Raw genomic sequence first — 16,779 nt, forward strand, 5'->3', positions numbered from 1 at the left:
TCAGGCGGGGCGCCCGATGCACGGGAACAGGAATCTGTAGTCACGCCCTCCCAGAACCGGTAGCCGGCGACGGGCCCCGCGGCGGAGAGACGTTCCCCGCCGCAGAACCGACAGCGGGCTCCGCCGTCGCAGGAGATCATTCCGGCTGGAACCCGCACGATCAATGAGTCCTGAGCGTAGTAATGGTGCAATCCATCTCCGGACGTCGCTGTGCCTTCTGTTGGCGCTCCTGCCAGCAATCTTACGCCAAGTGCGCATGAGGACCTCAATTTCGACGTTCCAAGAAGTTGTGTTGCATGAAGAAGGGCAATTCCGGCTGGTAGCGCGGTATGCCAACGACGTGATCTCGCGAGAGGCAGACATCACTGAGATCTCGCTCTGTCAGCGCGAGATGTTGACGTGTTGCTTCATGGGCGGCAGTCAACCGATCATTGTTTGCACGAATGCGGTGGAACAGTCGCGGGAGGGACCAGGACGTCACGGGAAACGTTTCAGTTTGCGCGGTCATCTTCAAAACTCCTCCACTATCCGCACAAGGTTTACGCCGGCGCGAAATGGAGCGCTTGAGGATGGCGTGGGGAATTGCTGTGGATTTCGGAGCCCGCACAGCTAAAGTTGCGCATGCTGCTGCGGTTCGGGGACTTCACGCTTGACTCAGACCGAGCAGAGTTGCGCGGGCCGGACGGACTTGTGCACATCGAACCGAAGCCTCTGGCACTTCTGACCCTTCTTATCGAGAACACTGACCGAGTGCTGACCCGCGACGACATGATTGAGGGCGTCTGGGGCGGTCGCATCGTATCGGACGCCGCTGTCTCGACGGTCCTGAAGCAGGTGCGCAAGGCGCTTGGAGATGACGGTCGGACACAGAAATACCTTCGAACCGTCCATGGCCAGGGGCATCGCTTTGTGGCAGAGGTCAGGATCGCGGCCGCGGCATCGGCGGCTTCGAGACGAGTCAGCGAATACCGGGCCGATGGCCGCCCGACGCTTGCGGTATTGCCATTTAGAGAATGGGACCCATCCGGACGACGGTCGATCCTTCCCGACGCGATCGCGGCCGAGGTGATTTCCTCCCTGTCACGCCTGCGCTGGCTGAAGGTGATTGCGCGCGAAACCACCTTCCGTTTCCGCAATGCCGCGATGGATGTCGAGGGTGTGCGGGATGTGCTGGGAGCAGAATACGTGCTATCCGGAGTGGTCCACACCTTCGACGGTCGGCTTGATGTCGAACTGGAGCTGTCTGAGACCGCTGAGGGCTCGGTGATCTGGGCCGAGCGGCTTATCGGTCAATTCGGTGACGCGCACAGCCTTCCCAAATCGATCATCAACTCTGTACTTGCAGCCCTTGAGATTACCGTGTCGCGCCACGAGGCCGAGATCGCTCTGCGACTGCCGTCGGAAAGCCTAGATGCCTGGAGTGCGTTTCATTTGGGGCTGGCGCATGTCTATCGCTTCAACCGAAATGACAATGCGATTGCCGCAGGTCTGTTTCGCCAGGCCACCGAGCTGGATCCGGCATTTGCCGCCGCTTGGGCAGCACGGTCGTTCACCTCTTTCCAGGATGCCTTCATGGGCTTCCTGCCGGATCGTGAAGCCGCCGTGCGAGAGGCCCAAGCCACAGCGGAACGCAGCGTAGAAATTGACCCGCTGGAGCCTTTAGCAAATTTTGCGATGGGTCGCCTGCCAATCCTGACCGGCAGTCTGGGTAGTGATACGGGCTGGTTGGACCGCGCGGTGGAGCTTTCGCCGAGCTTTGCCAAGGGACATTACTCGCGAGCATTGGTCAACGTCCTTGCCGGACGCACCGGAGAGACCCGCCAGGACATCGAGCGTGCCATGCAGCTCAGCCCTCTTGATCCGCTCATGGGTCCGATGTTGGGGGTTCGGGCATTATCGCTTCTGATCGACGGGCGCCAGGACGAAGCGCAAGAGCAGGCCCTGAGGGCGGTTCGTGCGGGACCCTCGCACGTTATTAACGCGATGACGGCGGCTGCAATATCCGCGCTTGACGGGAAAGCTGACGAGGCGGCGCAACTGGCCGCGCGGGTCCGCGAGCGGCGCCCCGATGTCACAGTGGGGCTGTACTTCTTGGCTCTGCCCATAGTCGATTGTTCGACACGCGACCAGTTAGCCGGCGCACTGAGTGGACTCGGCTTTGCGCGATAGCCCGGATCGCAAAGCGAGGCGCACGACGATCTGAATCGGCTGACGCCGAGGCTGTCTACGAACTCCGAGTCTGGAGAATAGCATAATCAATGGCTTGCGAGGTGGAGATGGGGTGGATGCCGCTCTCCCCCTGACGGCATCGCGATGTGCCAAACTCGTGGTGTCATCACACAAGCTGAAGGAGAGGGTATCCACGGGAGAAGTTACCATCATCGGCGTCGATCTCGCAAAGAACGTGTCCTTGCAAGACCGCAGCCGTCAAAAAATTACCAGTGCAAGAAATGCTGTCTGCAAGCACGGTTTCGTCAGCGGGCGGGCGGCAAGATGCGGTAATGCGCCTCCGTCGGCTGGCAAGCCGCGCCATTGATTGGCAGTATGTCCTGCGGGCAAGCCGACATGGCTACGATGCAATCCATCTGCGCGCGGAGAATTACCGAGTCACCCGGTTTTGAAAGGGGCTCGCCCCAGCTAGTGGTTCCGTCATCCGCCACCGGGATGTTCATCCACAGGTTCAGCGGGCTAGGACACTCAGATAGCTTGATGCCGATGCGACGCATTGCGACGTAGAGATTGTCCGTGCAGTTGTCGTGATACTCGGTGCATCCCAGAAGCCCGTAGCGATAGTCGTCACAGGCTGCGATCAGCGTGTCGTGCTTGCCGGGCGACGTATCCTTCTCCAGAACCATGATCGACCGTCGCCGGTTCGTTATCAGGGCATCACCCTCGGCCGGCCAAAGCTTGCCTAACGTGGCACGCATATGCTCGTTCGACAAAAATTCCATGGGGTCCTCGGCACTGAAAACCCAGGTGTCGACAACCTGTTTACCGTGAGTATTAATGATCTCGATAGCTTCGCCTGTGGTGAGCCGGACAGCCCTGCCTTTGCGAGCCGGTATCATAACGCTTTCAGGTTCTTCGGTCATCAGGAGCTCTCCGATCGTTCGACCTGTGCGATCCGATCAGGTTGTTGTGGTCGAAGCAAGCTCACCGCGGATCGACGAAAGCCGCAGGCAAGGCGCGAACAACGAACTCTCCGCTCGGGGCGTCTGGCGTCACGTTAGTGGAGAAGATCTTCGACAATGAATTTCTTAACTTCTTTTTTTTCGACTTGAGGTCAATAGAACCCATCGCTTCCCTCATTTGAGCCATAGAGCACTCATTCTCCCCATCGTGGAACCGGATCGCCCGGGCACACCTTGGACCGTAAAATCGTCACTTCGAGGCTCCCATGTCTGGGTTCGATGTCCGCTGGATTCGGCATCACGCTGTATGCGTGATTGACCTCAAGCGTGAAACGGGCCGCGCGATATGTCCTTCGATTGTACAGAGCCTCTTCGTGCCACATGGCAATTCGGTTCTTCGCGCGCGCGATGACGGGGGAAAACTTGGCTGCCAGTCGGCATCGTTGCGCGCTATGGGGTCTTCGGTGCTCCGCCTGTCACGCGTAGTGTTTCGTGCCTCGCGGCCTGATTTCTGATCCCCGGGGTCACGCCGGGCACGGGTTCAGGCGGCGCAGCTGGACGAGGCGGCGCATGTTGTAGACGAGGTTCTTCATCCCGATCTTGGCCTTGGCCCGCACCATGCCGATGGTGCGCACCAGCGTGCCGCCCATGTCGTTGGTCCGCGCGCCGAAGATGTGCTCGACACGCGCGCGCACCGAGGATTTGGTCCGGTTGCTGCCCTTGCCCTGTTCGGTCAGCGGCTTGCCGCGCTTGCCCTTGCGGTGGATGTGGCTTTTGAGGCTCCGGGCGCGCAGCTTGGCCTCCATTTCCTCGTACCGATACGCCGGATCGGCCCAGACGCCGGCGCTGGTATTGCCCTGCATCAGCCAGTGATCCACCGCCTGGCTGTCGTGCAAAGCCGCATCTCTGACATGGTAACGGCGGACCAGCTTGTGCGTGCGGTCCACGTTCACATGGTTCTTGTAGCCGTATTGGGATTTGCCGTGCTTCTTGGTCCAGCGTGCATCGGTATCCTTCTGACTGCGCTTGCCGGGCGTGTTCGCCCAATCTTCGGGCACCTTGCCGGACTTGATGGCTTTGTTTTCGTCGCGGCTGTTGTGGTTGCGCGGCACCGGCACGATGGCGGCATCGAGGATCTGCCCGCCCCGCGCGATGTAGCCCTGCCGCGCCAGATGACCGTCGAATTGCTTGAACAGCGCCTGCACCATGCCCGCCTGCGCCAGAGCCTCGCGATAGTGCCAGACCGTCTTGGCGTCCGGCACACGATCCTCCATTCCAGCTCTGGTCATCTTCCTTCCAGGTCTGGGGCCCAGCTCTAACATGGCGCTCCATGCCTTCACCGGTCCGGGCGGCGCGGTAACGCAGGAAACGCCGGTGAACAAGCCTCTGCGCATCGCGACGGGGTTAGAGAGCGCCATGCCCGATGGGAAAGATGGCGCTTGCAATCAATATTCGGGTCAGCTTCGCTGAGGGTGTCCATGTCTTTTCGTCAACTGCGGATGCCGTGCAAGACCCCGAGGACGTCTAACAAAATGCGGGAGAAAAGAATGATGCTCACCACTCAAAATACCGCAGCATGCTTCATGCTGGCAGTCGGTCTGATCGTCGGCTTCACAAATCAGCCGGCCGCCCAGGCCGCCGCAGAACCGCCTGAAACTCCAGTCTCCTACTCATCCGAACAGGTCGATAGCGGAGAAGACAGGTACAAGAAAGATTGCGTGGAGTGCCACGGAGACGACCTGAGGGGCGGGATGAACGGCGGGCCGCCACTGCGCGGTCTGGCGTTCGAGGAAAAATACTTTGGGGAATTGCCGGCATCGGTGATGTTCGGGTTCATGAGCGCTACGATGCCGCCAAATGCGCCCGGGCGATACTCCGAGAACACGTATGCTGATCTCATGGCCTACATCCTGAAGCACAACGGATTCAAGGAGGGTGCACCTTTACCCTCCGACCTCGATGCTCTCGACTACATAATCATGTCGAAATGAACTCGGTCCGGCGCGGTGACCACGCCGTGTATCCGATCGGTTCGTGACTAGTGTGGTTGCCCGACATCACGCTGCAGGCGATCGGCTTCCGCGTCGTGACGCTGATGGTCCTGGCAGGAGTTCAGGGCGGCGTCGTCTCGGCGACATCAGTCTTGCTGGGTGACAAGGGCCCGAAATACGATGGCCGGCTGACCCTCGTCCCGATCAGCCATATCGATCCTGTCGGCGCGATTGGCCTTATTTTCTATGGCAACGGCTGGGCGAAACCGGTTGCCGTCGACGCGGAACAATTCCGCGTTGGTCCTGTTGGCCTCGTTGTGGTCATCCTTGCCGGCTTCGCTGGCGTGATTGTCACGGCGGCCGCGCTCAACGCCCTCGTTCTTCCTGCGCTGACGATCCTGCCCCACACTGCTGCGCTTGCGGCGGCGGCGTTCCTTCGGACCGCGAGCGACTTAGCGATCTGGTTCGCGCTCTTCAGCCTCGTTCCAATTCCGCCGCTGACCGGCGGGCTCCTGGTCGGTGTGCTCGCCCCCCAGATGCCACGGATGGAACGGATCCTTGCCCTACTGCTGCTGGTGGCGGTGGCGACTGGCGTGGTGAGACTGGTGCTTGGTCCCGCCCACTCGATGGTGGCGTCGTTCATCCTCGGCGCATGAAGTCAGCGCTTGTGCATGAAATTTGCCGTTCCCATAGGCGCCGCCCCATAGCGTGCGAGGATGGCCGCCAACGTTCCGTCCGTATGCAGCTGGCGGAAGGCCTCGTCGATCTTGCGCTTTAGCGTGAGGTCGCCCTTCCAAATGCCAAAAACGAGATTGTAGCGGGCAAGCTCATCGGGCATCAAGGCCGCCCACCAGCCGTTCTTCGCCGCTAGCCCGCTGGCCAGCAGAGCTTCGGAGATTCCGCCGGCGAGGTCTCCGGCGGCAATTCCTTCGACAAACGCCCGGTCATCTCGCATGACGCGGACGGATACGTTGTGGCTGCGCAAGTATGTAGCCAGTCCAATGCGGTCCAGGCCGGACACGAGGGTGAGCGCCCCGAGGGTGAGACCGTCTATGCTCTCCAAAGGCGCCGGCGCCATGATCGCCCAGCCGGTTTCTGCATAGGGCGGACCGGTATCGAGGAACGACCGAGTCAGCGCCGAATCGACGACGCCTCCAGCTAGTAGCTGACACTTGCCGCGGTTGATCGCCCAGTTTCGCGGATTGAAGTCTCGTCCCATGGCATCGCTGGGAGTGAAAAGCAGTCGGACGCCAAGATGGTCGGCCACGGCACGCAGCAGCTCTATGTCGATACCCGGCCGGTCAGCGTCTCCGGTAACCAGCGGCGGATAGCGTGTCGGAACGCAGGCGCGGATCACACCTTTCGCCTTAACTTCTTTGAGAGAAGTGTCCGGCGGCAGGAAGGTGACCAGCAGCATGAGGCCGACGACGGTGACCATACCGCCAAGATCACGTGCCTGTCGCCTGAGCGTCTGCACACTCACGCCTTGCGGAAATCGTTGAGCGCGATCGCAAACAGCACCACGCCGGCCACGCCCATAACCGCGATGCCTAGGCGCGGATCGAACTGGTTGTAGTTGATCAACACGCCGCGCAGCGCGTCCACGGCATAGGTCATAGGATTCCACTCCACGATGGTGACGAGCCATTCGGGGTAAGTGACGCGGGTCTGCGCCCCAGTCAGCGCCGGGTCGAGGGGAAAAATAGAGCTGGATGTGAAGTAGAGCGGCAGGATTACGGCGTTGGAGAAGATTCCGAAGCCCTCAAAGCTACGGATGCGGCCCGCGATCACCACGCCGAGCGAAGTCAGCGCGAAAGCAAGCATGGCCATCAGCCCAAGCGCCTTCAGCATCTCCATCGGCGTCAGGCTGACATCAGCGAAACGCGCTAGCAAAAGCACCAGGCAGCCGTGCAGGACGGCGACGGTTGCCCCGCCAAGCACCTTTCCCAAAAGGATCGTGCCACGCGACAGCGGTGAAACCAGAACCTCGCGCAGGAAACCGAACTCGCGGTCCCAAATAACCGACACCGCGGACTGCACCGAGGTGAACATGATGTTTAGCGCGACCACGGCGGGGAAAATGAACTGAAGGTAGGTGAAGGGCACGACAAAGGTGACCTCACCATAGACCTCACCGCGAAAATAGGGATTCAGGCCGATGCCAAGGATAAGCACCCACAGAATGGGACGGCTGACGCCACCGATCAGCTGGCCTCGATCGCGGAAGGCGCGTTTCACCTCGCGCAGCCACAGTCCATAGAGGCCACCTAGCTGCACCATCAGCACCAGTTGTTCTGCGCCCCGCAGGCTCATCCCGTGTGTTCTCCACCGATCTTGCCGAAGGCTTTCGTCAAGTCGCGCGGTGAGGCTTCGTGATCGCGGATGTCGCGACCGGTCAACGTCAGAAACACCGATTCCAGGCTTGGCATTTCGATCGACAAGGCTCGGATCAGTGCGCCGTTTTCGGCCAGGAAGTTTTCAGAGAAGGCGTCATCCGACGTCAGGATGATTTCATTTTCGTCCTGTCGCTGCAGCCGAGCTGCGTAGCGCGCCGCTATTGAGGCGTGGTCGGCATCGGTCTTCGGCACGATGCGCAAAAGTTGCTGGCCGTGGTTGCGCTTTAGCACGGCGGGCTTGTCGAGTGCCAGAACCTTGCCGTGATCTACCACGCAGACCCGGTCGCAGGTCTCGACTTCCTCAATGTAGTGGGTGGTAACCAACACGGTAACCTGCCGCTCTTCGCGCAGTTGCCGAATGTAGGACCAAATGCGGTCGCGCGTCTGGGCGTCGAGCCCCACCGTGGGTTCATCGAGCAGCAAGATCTCGCTGTCATGGATCAGAGCGCGAGCAATCTCCAGCCGGCGTTTCATGCCTGAGGAGAGCGACCGCGCCGGTCTGTCGGCCCAAGTGGTCAGCTCTACCAGCGCCAGCATCTGATCGATCCGTTGCCGCCGCAACTTTCGCGGCACTCCGTAGACAAGGCCATGCAGATTGAGGTTCTCGTACACTGTTAGCCGACCGTCGAGGCTCGGCTCTTGAAATACAACTCCAAGTCGCCGACGCGCGGCCAGCGGCTGGCGGGATACGTCGAATTCCCCGATCAGCGCCACGCCGCTGTCTGGGCGCAAGAGCGTGCAGAGGATGTACAGCAGCGACGTCTTGCCGGCGCCGTTTGGCCCGAGCAGCGCGAAGATCTCGTTGCAGCGGACCTCAAAACTGACCTCGTCCAGTGCTAATGTGCGCCCATATCGCTTGGAAACGCCCTCCACCCGAATGGCCGGTCCGGGACTGTGTGCCCGCGTCATCACTGTTCGACCCTCGCCGGAAATCCGTACTCCGCGAGGATATCGGTGATGGTTCCGTCCGCGCTCAAGGCGGAAATCGCCTCATCGAGAGCGGCGCGCAGGAAGGTCTCGTTCGACAGCATTATCGCCCCCACGCCGAGGGTTGTAGGCGGGAGCGGTGCGGGATCGATAATACGAAGGCCGGCATAGGCGGAGTCCTCGCGCTGCTTCGCCCATAGAGTGGGTGCCCAGACTAGCGCGACATCGACGGTGCCGTTGAGGAGCGAGGTGAGTGCGAGGTCGTTCGTGCCCATTGGAAAGGCTGGCCAGCGTTCTTCGGCGGGGAGGGCCGTGAGGTATGATACCAGACGAATATGCGCCGCGGTTCCAAGAGTCGCGCCAATCGGCCTCGTCGGTGCGAGGTCGTCAAGCGCGTTGATGTCGGGGTCAGCGGTCACGAAGACATAGTCCGCCTCGTAGTACGCACGCGTCAGCATGGCCCAGTCGGAGTAACTGCCGGGGATCAGCTTGAAGCCCATGTGAATGTCACAATGCTCCAGTAAGATTGCATAGACTTTCGTGATGTCTTCGCTGACGTATTCGCTGTCGATCACGTATCTCTGCGGTTCAAGCAGTAGGCCCTGAGCCAAAGCGTCGGCTATGGCAGTGGCCACTTCCCAGTCGGGGTCACGCGGGTCCACGCAGTAGCGAAGCTGCGACTCGTCGAGCCGCCGCCCGAACGTCCACTGGTTCGGCGCGGACGGTCTCTCGAAAAATTCCGGCTCGTCGCCTCTGATCGGCCCTGCAGACAACACAGCCACCGCCAACGCGGAACTCATAATCGTGCCAGCCAGACGCGAATAAGGATGGGGTGTAGGCAAAATCGGTACTCCCAACGACACCGGGCGGACTGGAAATCTCCAGATCCGCCCGGGCCGGATGCTAGCGTGAAGTCACGCGGTCAGTCGGGAAGCGCGAATACGAAGAGCGTGATCGGGTCGTTAGCGGGAAGTTTTACTTCCGGGGTCAGAGACGCCAGACGTCCCAAGCCGGATGCGAAGTTGGCCGTGATCGCAACGTATTGCTTGCCGCCTGCCTCGTAGGTGATCGGGAAGGACTCGAGCGAACTGCTTAGCTTGCCGCTTTCCCACAGCTTTTCGCCGGTTTCGTCGTCGAAGGCCATGAACTTGCGATCAAGGCTTCCCACGAACACCAGACCACCGCCCGTTGGCAGCGTGGACGATGTGACCGGTGGACGCTGCCGGTACTGCCACATCTCCGAGCGGTCGTTGAGGTTGATCGCACGTACTTGGCCGATGTTGCCGTCGCCGTCAGGATGCTCGACCCGCGAATAGGTCTGAAGTCCGCCGCCTGTATAGATCGCGCCGGGATCGAGCGGGTTGACGGTCGTGTTGGAGCAGAATTCCACGGTCGGCAAGTAGAGCGCCTCGGTCCGCGGGCTGTAGGCGGTAGCCTGCCATGCGCGTCCGCCGGGGTCGGCGGGGCAGTTGAAGGTGGTCTCGCCAATGACCGGGATCACCTCGGGGTTGATGGTCTTGTCACCCGTCTCGGGATCGATCGACAATACCACGTTCTGTGGGACTGTCTCGACGTCCCAGAGGTATTCCCCAGTTTCGCGGTCGAGCGCCTCGATGATACCGATCTTGCCGGTCGTGACTGCCATCTTGCGGGTTGTCCCGTCGACGGGCAGGTCGATTAGAAGCCGCTCATAGACATAGTCGAGGTCAAGCGAGTCGGTGGGCAGATGCTGGTGGTACCACTTCAGTTCACCATTACTGGGGTCGATTGCCAGCGTCGAGTTGGTGTAGAGCGCCTCGTTCGTCACATTGGGGTCAGAGCTTGGCGGGGTCAGCCCCGCTATCTCCGTGTTCCAGGGATAAGGCTGTCCGACGCCGGCGAAAATCAGGTTCTGTTCGGGGTCATAGGTCCCCGGAATCCAGGCCGAGGCCCCATAGCGACTTTCGACAGGTACGCCGTTCCACGTATTGCTTTCAGGCGAGTCGCCCTGTGCGATCGTGTTGATGCGCCAAATTTCCTCGCCCGTATTCACGTCGTGGCCTGTGAAGAAGCAGCCGCCCGGCTGGCCTCCGCCGCATCCGGTCATGCCCTGCACGATCACGCCGTTGACCACCATCGGACCGCTAGTGAAGTTGTAGCCGAAGGTGTGGTTGGCGACCGTCTTGTCCCAGACCAACTGGCCGGTCTTGGTGTCGAGAGCGATCAGATGAGCGTCGCGGGTCGCGACGATGAGCTTGTCCTGGTAAATTGCCTTGTTGCGGACCCCGCGGGGCTCGACGTCGTCAGGCAAATCGTACTGATACTCCCATATCAGGTCGCCGGATGCGCCGTCGAGCGCCTGGATCGTCTGATCGGAATTCTGGATGTAGATGATTCCATCATGGACCAGCGGGGTCTCCTGTGTCCGCCCCGGCGTCATCGCCCAGGACCAGGCGAGCTGGAGGTCGCCGACATTTTCCTTGTTGATCTGGTCAAGCGGACTGTAGCCCCATCCGTTGTAGGTGCGCCGCCACATCAGCCAGTCGCCGTCCGGCGGGTTTAGCAGCATCTCGTCGGTGACCGGCGAGACCTTGTCGATCGGGTTCTCCTGAGCCGCGAGCGTCGTCGCGGACATGCCGGCCGTAAGCGCTGTTGCTGTCAACAGAACTGACCGCAATTTGAAATAAGTCATAGTGCTTCCTCCCATTTTTTTATTGATGGTCTGGGATCGTGCCGAGAGCCCGCTGGGTTCTCCCGCTCAACGCTGCTGGTTAAATCGACTCGAGACTGATCACCAGAAGACACGTGAAGGTTAAGACCGCTCCATGCGTCAAAGCAAGCTTTCAGATGAGGAAGGGCTCTGATGATGTGACCGCCCCCCGACGGCATCTGTGTGTGGCCCTTGATCCCGTCATGCGCCAAGTTGTGGGCGGGCGTGCTTTAGACGCTCAAGCGGCCTCTGCTTCGCAGATGGGGCGGTTCGAAACCAGGACGCTGGCCTTGCCCGAGAATCGGGTGGCTCTGGCCGATCTCAGTGGCCAGTGGTGACCGTTTCCATGACCGCCGCGGGCTGAAGTATATCAGTTTGGACATGGACAGCTCGGTCAGCCCGACCCATGGCGATCAGGAAGGCACCGCCTGGAACGGGCATTTCGACTGCACCTGCTACCATCCGCTCTTCGTGTTCAACCAGTTCGGGATGCTGGAGCGTTGCGCCCTGCGGCACGGCAACGTGCACAGCGCCGACGGCTGGCAGGATGTGCCTGACCCGGTGATCGCCCGCTGTGCCAAGTGTGACCTCATGCGTTTCTTCCCGGCTGATGCCGCCTATGCCAGCCCCGCGATCTACGCACGGCTTGAAGCGGTGGGCTACGCCATCTTGCTGCCCGCCAATGCCGTGCTTCGCGAGAAGATCGTGCACCGGCTTACCCGGCCGGTCGGGCGTCCTTCGCTGACCAAGGTCAAACGGTTCTTCGAAGACTTCCATTACCAGGCACAAAGCTAGGACGAGGAGCGCCGCGTCATCGCCAAAATCGAATGGCATCCGGGCGAACTTTCCCCCCACGTCGGCTTCATCGTCACCAACCTACCCATGGAGCCGAACTGGGTGGTGCGGTTCTATAACCAGCGCGGCACCGCCGAGCAGCATATCAAGGAAGGCAAGTACGCCTTCCGCTGGACCCGGCTGTCGTGCAAGCGGTTCCGCGACAACGAGGTGCGGCTGCAACTGCACGCACTGGCCTACAACCTGGCCACCTTCCTGCGCTGCATCGACCTGCCCGAGGCGATGGCCGACTGGTCGCTGACGAGCCTCCAGCTGAAACTGATCAACATAGGCGCCCGCGTCGTGCGCCACGCCCGCGCCATCACCTTCCAACTCGCCGCGGTGGTCGTAACCGGCCCCATGGTCCGTGCCATTCTTGCCGCGATCCGTCGATTGCGAGCGCCGCCGTCATGTCCATGACCTTGATCCCGAACGAAACCGAACGAAAACGGCTAAACAGGTCTGTCCGTCGCGCTGACCAACGTCGCTGCTGGGCCGGAGTGAAGAGAGTTTGCAGCCCGATCCGCTCAAATTCGGGTGTATTGATGCACTCAACTGCCGACCGGTGCACGAGACACTTGATCGGCAGGCAAAATCCGGCAAACTTGCTATCAAGCGGCACCCCACTTGGGGAATGTCGGCTGGACCCGACCCTGAACTCTTCATCCTCGAGCCGTCCGGTCAGCGTCTCTACATCGCGAACGAGGACGACAACCTGGTGACCGTCACGGACACCCAGAGCTGCACCGTGGTCGCCGAGGTTCCCGTAGGCGTCGAACCCGCGGGCATGGGAATGAGCCCTGATGCGAAGTGGGTCGTCAACACGTCCGAGTTACGAACTGGACGACGTGATCTGCGAAGGCGGACAACAGATGGACATCGAGTTGGACGCAGACCTGAACGAGGTTGATCGCCGTCTGGAGTGAGACGGGATCGGAACAGATGAAAAGAGACATCCGCCGGTAGCTGCGACGCTGCCCGGCGAAAACCCTGGGAGGATGAAAGTGAAACTTCTGGCATTGGCTTCCGCGCTTCTCGCGCTTGCGCTGCCTGCCTCGGCCCAAGACTTGCCGACGGTCAGGCTCGCCACTCTTGAGATCGGAACGGTGAACTGGGAACTCGCGACGATCACCGAAAACGGATTTGACGAGGCGAACGGCTTCAACCTCGACATCACGAGCTACGCCGACAACGACGCCACCCGGATCGCGGTGGAAGGCGGCGAGGCCGACGTGGCGGTCGCAGACTGGATTTGGGTCGCGCGCCAGCGCGCGGCGGGCAAGGACTATGTCTTCGTTCCCTACTCGACGGCGGTCGGATCGCTTCTGGTGCCGGGCGACAGCACGGCTGAAAGCCTCGCCGACCTCAGGGGTGGCAAGATTGGCATCGCCGGTGGTCCTCTCGACAAGTCCTGGCTGATCCTTCGTGCCTATGCGCAGAAGGAGTATGGATTCGACCTCGCCGCCGAGACCGAGCAGGTCTACGGTGCGCCGCCGTTGATCTTCAAATCGGGTCTGGGAGGCGATTATGAGGGCGTCGTCAACTTCTGGCACTTCCTCGCCAAGATGAAGGCCGCAGGAATGAAGGAGCTTGTCTCGGTCGAGACGGCCGGCGAAGCGCTTGGCCTGAACACCGATACTCCGCTTCTGGGTTACTACTTCAAGGAAAGCTTTCTCGAGGAGAACCCGGGCATCGCGCAGGCGCTCTTCGACGCCAGCCGCGACGCGAAGGAGCTACTTGCCAGCTCAGACGAGGCGTGGGAGGCGATCCGCCCTCAGATGAACGCCAACGACGACGCGCAATTCCAGCAGCTCAAGACCGACTTCCTTTCGGGGGTGCCCGAGCGCGGTCCCGTCGACATCGAGGCGGCCGGAAAGATGCTGTCGCTCATGGCGGAACTCGGTGGCGAGGAACTCGTCGGCGAGGCGTCGTCCGTTCCAGACGGTCTTTTCGCGGATGTGAAGTAGGCGATCAATGCGGGGGCAGGGGTTCACCACTGTCGTTTCCATGACGGGGCTGCTGGCACTCTGGGTGCTGGCGTCCTTTCTCACGGCCGACCCGGAAATCCTGCCCCAGCCCTGGCTGCTTCTGCCCGACTTCGCGAAGGCGATCGGATCGGGCGAACTGTTGTTCCACCTGGGGGCCACTCTCTACCGGGTGGTCTGGGCCTTCGCCCTGTCCATGGGCATCGGCATCGCTCTCGGCCTGGCCATGGGACGGTTTCCGGCGTTCAACCAGTGGTTCGACCCCTGGCTGGTGATCTTCCTGAACCTGCCTGCGCTGGTGTTGATTGTCCTGTGCTACTTGTGGATCGGGCTCAACGAAACCGCCGCGATCCTTGCCGTGACGCTTAACAAAATACCGAATGTGACGACGGTGATCCGGGAGGGCACGCGCGCGCTCGACCCGCAACTCGATGCGATGGCGCGGGTCTATCGGCTGTCGTGGTTCGAGAGGATGCACCACATCGTCCTGCCGCAACTTGCGCCCTTCATCGCGGCTTCGGCGCGAACCGGGGTCGCAGTCATCTGGAAGATCGTGCTGGTCGTCGAGTTTCTTGGCCGGTCATCCGGCATCGGCTTCAAGATCCACCTGTATTTCCAGCTCTTCAACGTCTCGATGGTGCTGGTCTACGCGTTCTCGTTCATCGCAATCATGCTCTTGATCGAATGGGCCGTCCTCCAGCCGTGGGAGCGCCGCGTGACGCGTTGGCGGACCGCATGATCCGCATTGACCTGAACTCGAAGAGGTTCGGTGACACTCCGGTTCTTGGGCCGATCTCGTTCACCATCGCGCCGGGTGAGACGGTGGCCCTTGTCGGACCTTCTGGGATCGGGAAGTCCACGCTTCTGCGGATCGTGGCTGGCATCGACCGGAAGATCGACGGACGGATCGTCCGTCCGGACGGTCTGGCCATGGTGTTTCAGGAACCGACCTTGCTGCCGTGGCGATCCGCCATCGACAACTTGCGGGCAGTCCATCCCGGACTTTCGCGCGAAACGGCGAGCGAGGCTCTGTCACAGGTCGGGTTGGCAGGGAAGGAGGCGATGTTCCCGGGCCAACTCTCCCTCGGCCAGCAGCGCCGTCTTGCCCTGGCCCGCGCGTTTTGCGGCGATCCAGAGCTTCTGGTGATGGACGAGCCCTTCGTGTCGCTGGACGCCGAGACGGCTGAGACAATGCTGGCGCTGACCGAGACGCTGATCGCGCACCACCGCCCCTCTACGCTTTTCGTCACCCATTCGCGCGCCGAAGCCGTGAGGCTGGCGCAGCGCATCCTGACGCTGGAGCCGGGGCCGCAGGGCGCCGTGCTCGGGCCGGAGCAGATACGGCAGGTTCGAACAGGGACGAGCCGACCGACAGGCGTCGTCACGGCTTTCCCCAAACCCTGAGCACCTGCGCATTTTCTGCGAAGGCAAGACGCAATGATTCCGCCCGGCAGACTCAACCCGGACGCGATTTTGCCTCAGGGTGAGGTTAGCTTGTGAGTTATGAGTACCAGTATTGCGGAAGTATTCCGCACCCGTCAGGCGCTTCGCGATCTCGACGAAGCGACACGCATCCATCGCGATGCCGTGCTCCGTCTCGGAACAACCGGGGCCGAGCGAGAAGACATTGCCGCCATCGTCGAGGATGGTGGCCGGATTCTGCTTCCCGACCGTCAGCGGGCGTACCATCAGCTTTTGCTGTCTGCGGCTCTGCCGGAAGATGACTTTCCCGCCTTCATCGCCGCCACCGCCATTCTTCTCACCGACCGGATTTCGGAAGGCGGCGGGACGGACGACCTCTATTGGAACTGGGAGGCGTTCCGTGACCAGGGGAGCCTTGCTGCACGCCTAAAGGCCGGGCCGCGCGTAACGGTCATCTTGCGCTCGACCCGGTCATCTGAACAAAGCAGTCGGATGGCTGATGATCACGGGCGGTCATTGTAGCTCATCATTGGATTATTGCTAAGATCTGAGCGAGACGTGCAAGCACGCCGGGCAATTGGCAGCCCAACCTTTGGAAGGGCGCTCGGTCGCATGCTAGTGTACTTGTGATGGCTACGCGAGGCACAACAGTTTTCAAGTCAGTCGACGAGCTTGAGACGCGCATTGAGGCGTATTTTAGAGGTCTTGAGTACGAGAAGACCGAAACAGCTAGGCGCAATGGCCAAAGGATCACGGTCACAACCGAAGCCATGCGTCCCCCAACTGTGTCGGACCTAGCGCTTACGCTCGACGTTTCCAGAAGAACTCTGACCTGCCACTGAATTTTCATCCGGTGGCGATTAGAGTCTCGATCGTTTCTGTTACGCCGTTCGGCGCGGGGTGAGCAACCGGCGCAGGTGCGGAGCCGAACTAGTCGGTCGACTTCAGAACAATGCAGTGCCTTGGACGACTGCCAGGGCAAGCGGCTTTCTAGGACGTCCTTCCATCTGATTCTCCATTTTGTGAATGTGAAAGTTTTCCGCCCGGCGCGCCGGTCAGGGCGACGGAGGCTGTGGACTTTCGTCCCGCCCCCCGCGCGTGATGCGCGCGTGCGCGAAAAGTGGGGTTTGATATTTCTTTCATAGCCGTCAGGAAGGCGGAGGCTGGGGAGGTTGACCCTCCCGCCCCCGGGGGGATGGTCAAAACTCTGACACCGAGCGCGATCCCTGACCGGTGTGACTGCTGCATGCGCAATATCTGCTGGGGGGTAGGGGGTACCCCCTCGGCAGGGTCCGCAAATTTGCGGAGGCTCGGGCAACTTTGCACTTGCTTCGAGTAACGGGTAACGGAACGGAACGCTTTTTGGGAAAAACACACCATACACGCGCGCAAGCATCGTTTGCC

The 16,779-nt window shown here is 61.1% G+C and carries 14 protein-coding genes and 3 pseudogenes; 9 read left to right on the forward strand and 8 right to left on the reverse strand.

The features are described from left to right. Positions 1 to 265 precede the first annotated feature (265 nt). Complete coding sequence (locus EF888_RS07205; protein ID WP_126918530.1) at positions 266 to 508, reverse strand: hypothetical protein; 243 nt, start codon at positions 506 to 508, stop codon at positions 266 to 268. Between the two features lie 113 nt (positions 509 to 621). Here EF888_RS07205 and EF888_RS07210 point away from each other — a divergent pair, with 113 nt between their 5' ends. After that, complete coding sequence (locus tag EF888_RS07210) at positions 622 to 2,169, forward strand: winged helix-turn-helix domain-containing protein (protein WP_126918531.1); 1,548 nt, start codon at positions 622 to 624, stop codon at positions 2,167 to 2,169. 305 nt (positions 2,170 to 2,474) lie between these two features. Here the strand turns inward: EF888_RS07210 and EF888_RS07215 are convergent, their stop codons facing one another. Both EF888_RS07215 and EF888_RS07220 read right to left on the reverse strand, forming a co-directional pair. After that, positions 2,475 to 3,092, reverse strand: coding sequence for a DUF1989 domain-containing protein (locus EF888_RS07215; RefSeq protein WP_241239831.1), 618 nt, complete (start codon positions 3,090 to 3,092; stop codon positions 2,475 to 2,477). A 563-nt stretch (positions 3,093 to 3,655) separates the two neighbouring features. Then, positions 3,656 to 4,408: pseudogene (locus tag EF888_RS07220) on the reverse strand (IS5 family transposase); the annotation flags it as partial. 270 nt (positions 4,409 to 4,678) lie between these two features. Between EF888_RS07220 and EF888_RS07225 the strand changes: the two are divergent. Beyond that, positions 4,679 to 5,122 (forward strand): c-type cytochrome, encoded by a 444-nt coding sequence (locus EF888_RS07225; RefSeq protein WP_164721602.1) that lies wholly within the window; start codon positions 4,679 to 4,681, stop codon positions 5,120 to 5,122. A 56-nt stretch (positions 5,123 to 5,178) separates the two neighbouring features. Further along, the gene (locus EF888_RS07230; RefSeq protein ID WP_109760146.1) at positions 5,179 to 5,778 is read left to right on the forward strand and encodes a zinc metalloprotease; all 600 of its coding nucleotides are present in this window, start codon (positions 5,179 to 5,181) and stop codon (positions 5,776 to 5,778) included. A 2-nt stretch (positions 5,779 to 5,780) separates the two neighbouring features. Here the strand turns inward: EF888_RS07230 and EF888_RS07235 are convergent, their stop codons facing one another. The 5 genes from EF888_RS07235 to EF888_RS07255 all read right to left on the reverse strand — a co-directional run bounded on the left by EF888_RS07235 (position 5,781) and on the right by EF888_RS07255 (position 11,059). Beyond that, on the reverse strand, positions 5,781 to 6,560 hold the full coding sequence (locus EF888_RS07235; RefSeq protein ID WP_109760145.1) for a substrate-binding periplasmic protein: 780 nt from the start codon (positions 6,558 to 6,560) through the stop codon (positions 5,781 to 5,783). 41 nt (positions 6,561 to 6,601) lie between these two features. Beyond that, positions 6,602 to 7,435 carry an ABC transporter permease gene (locus EF888_RS07240; RefSeq protein ID WP_241239832.1) on the reverse strand — a complete coding sequence of 278 codons (834 nt, stop codon included), beginning with the start codon at positions 7,433 to 7,435 and terminating at the stop codon, positions 6,602 to 6,604. Further along, entirely contained in the window at positions 7,432 to 8,427 is a 996-nt protein-coding gene (locus EF888_RS07245; protein ID WP_109760144.1) for an ABC transporter ATP-binding protein, read from the reverse strand. The genes EF888_RS07240 and EF888_RS07245 overlap by 4 nt, the downstream gene beginning before the upstream one ends. Beyond that, positions 8,427 to 9,218, reverse strand: coding sequence for a substrate-binding periplasmic protein (locus EF888_RS07250; protein WP_164721603.1), 792 nt, complete (start codon positions 9,216 to 9,218; stop codon positions 8,427 to 8,429). The genes EF888_RS07245 and EF888_RS07250 overlap by 1 nt, the downstream gene beginning before the upstream one ends. 149 nt (positions 9,219 to 9,367) lie before the next feature. Continuing rightward, entirely contained in the window at positions 9,368 to 11,059 is a 1,692-nt protein-coding gene (locus EF888_RS07255) for a pyrroloquinoline quinone-dependent dehydrogenase (RefSeq protein WP_164721604.1), read from the reverse strand. Between the two features lie 260 nt (positions 11,060 to 11,319). Between EF888_RS07255 and EF888_RS07260 the strand changes: the two are divergent. From EF888_RS07260 to EF888_RS07290, 6 genes and pseudogenes are all read left to right on the forward strand, one after another. Continuing rightward, positions 11,320 to 12,388 (forward strand): annotated as a pseudogene (locus tag EF888_RS07260) (IS1380 family transposase); the annotation flags it as partial. Between the two features lie 214 nt (positions 12,389 to 12,602). Then, positions 12,603 to 12,800: pseudogene (locus EF888_RS07265) on the forward strand (hypothetical protein); the annotation flags it as partial. Between the two features lie 166 nt (positions 12,801 to 12,966). Continuing rightward, complete coding sequence (locus EF888_RS07275; RefSeq protein ID WP_109761267.1) at positions 12,967 to 13,935, forward strand: ABC transporter substrate-binding protein; 969 nt, start codon at positions 12,967 to 12,969, stop codon at positions 13,933 to 13,935. A gap of 40 nt (positions 13,936 to 13,975) precedes the next feature. Next, positions 13,976 to 14,692, forward strand: coding sequence for an ABC transporter permease (locus EF888_RS07280; RefSeq protein WP_420902645.1), 717 nt, complete (start codon positions 13,976 to 13,978; stop codon positions 14,690 to 14,692). After that, the gene (locus EF888_RS07285; RefSeq protein WP_109761265.1) at positions 14,689 to 15,357 is read left to right on the forward strand and encodes an ABC transporter ATP-binding protein; all 669 of its coding nucleotides are present in this window, start codon (positions 14,689 to 14,691) and stop codon (positions 15,355 to 15,357) included. The genes EF888_RS07280 and EF888_RS07285 overlap by 4 nt, the downstream gene beginning before the upstream one ends. Before the next feature lie 99 nt (positions 15,358 to 15,456). Further along, positions 15,457 to 15,897, forward strand: a complete 441-nt coding sequence (locus EF888_RS07290) for a hypothetical protein (protein ID WP_126918533.1) — start codon at positions 15,457 to 15,459, stop codon at positions 15,895 to 15,897. The last annotated feature ends 882 nt before the right edge of the window (positions 15,898 to 16,779 follow it).

The sequence above is a fragment of the Silicimonas algicola genome, from assembly GCF_003970735.1.
Lineage (GTDB): Bacteria > Pseudomonadota > Alphaproteobacteria > Rhodobacterales > Rhodobacteraceae > Silicimonas > Silicimonas algicola.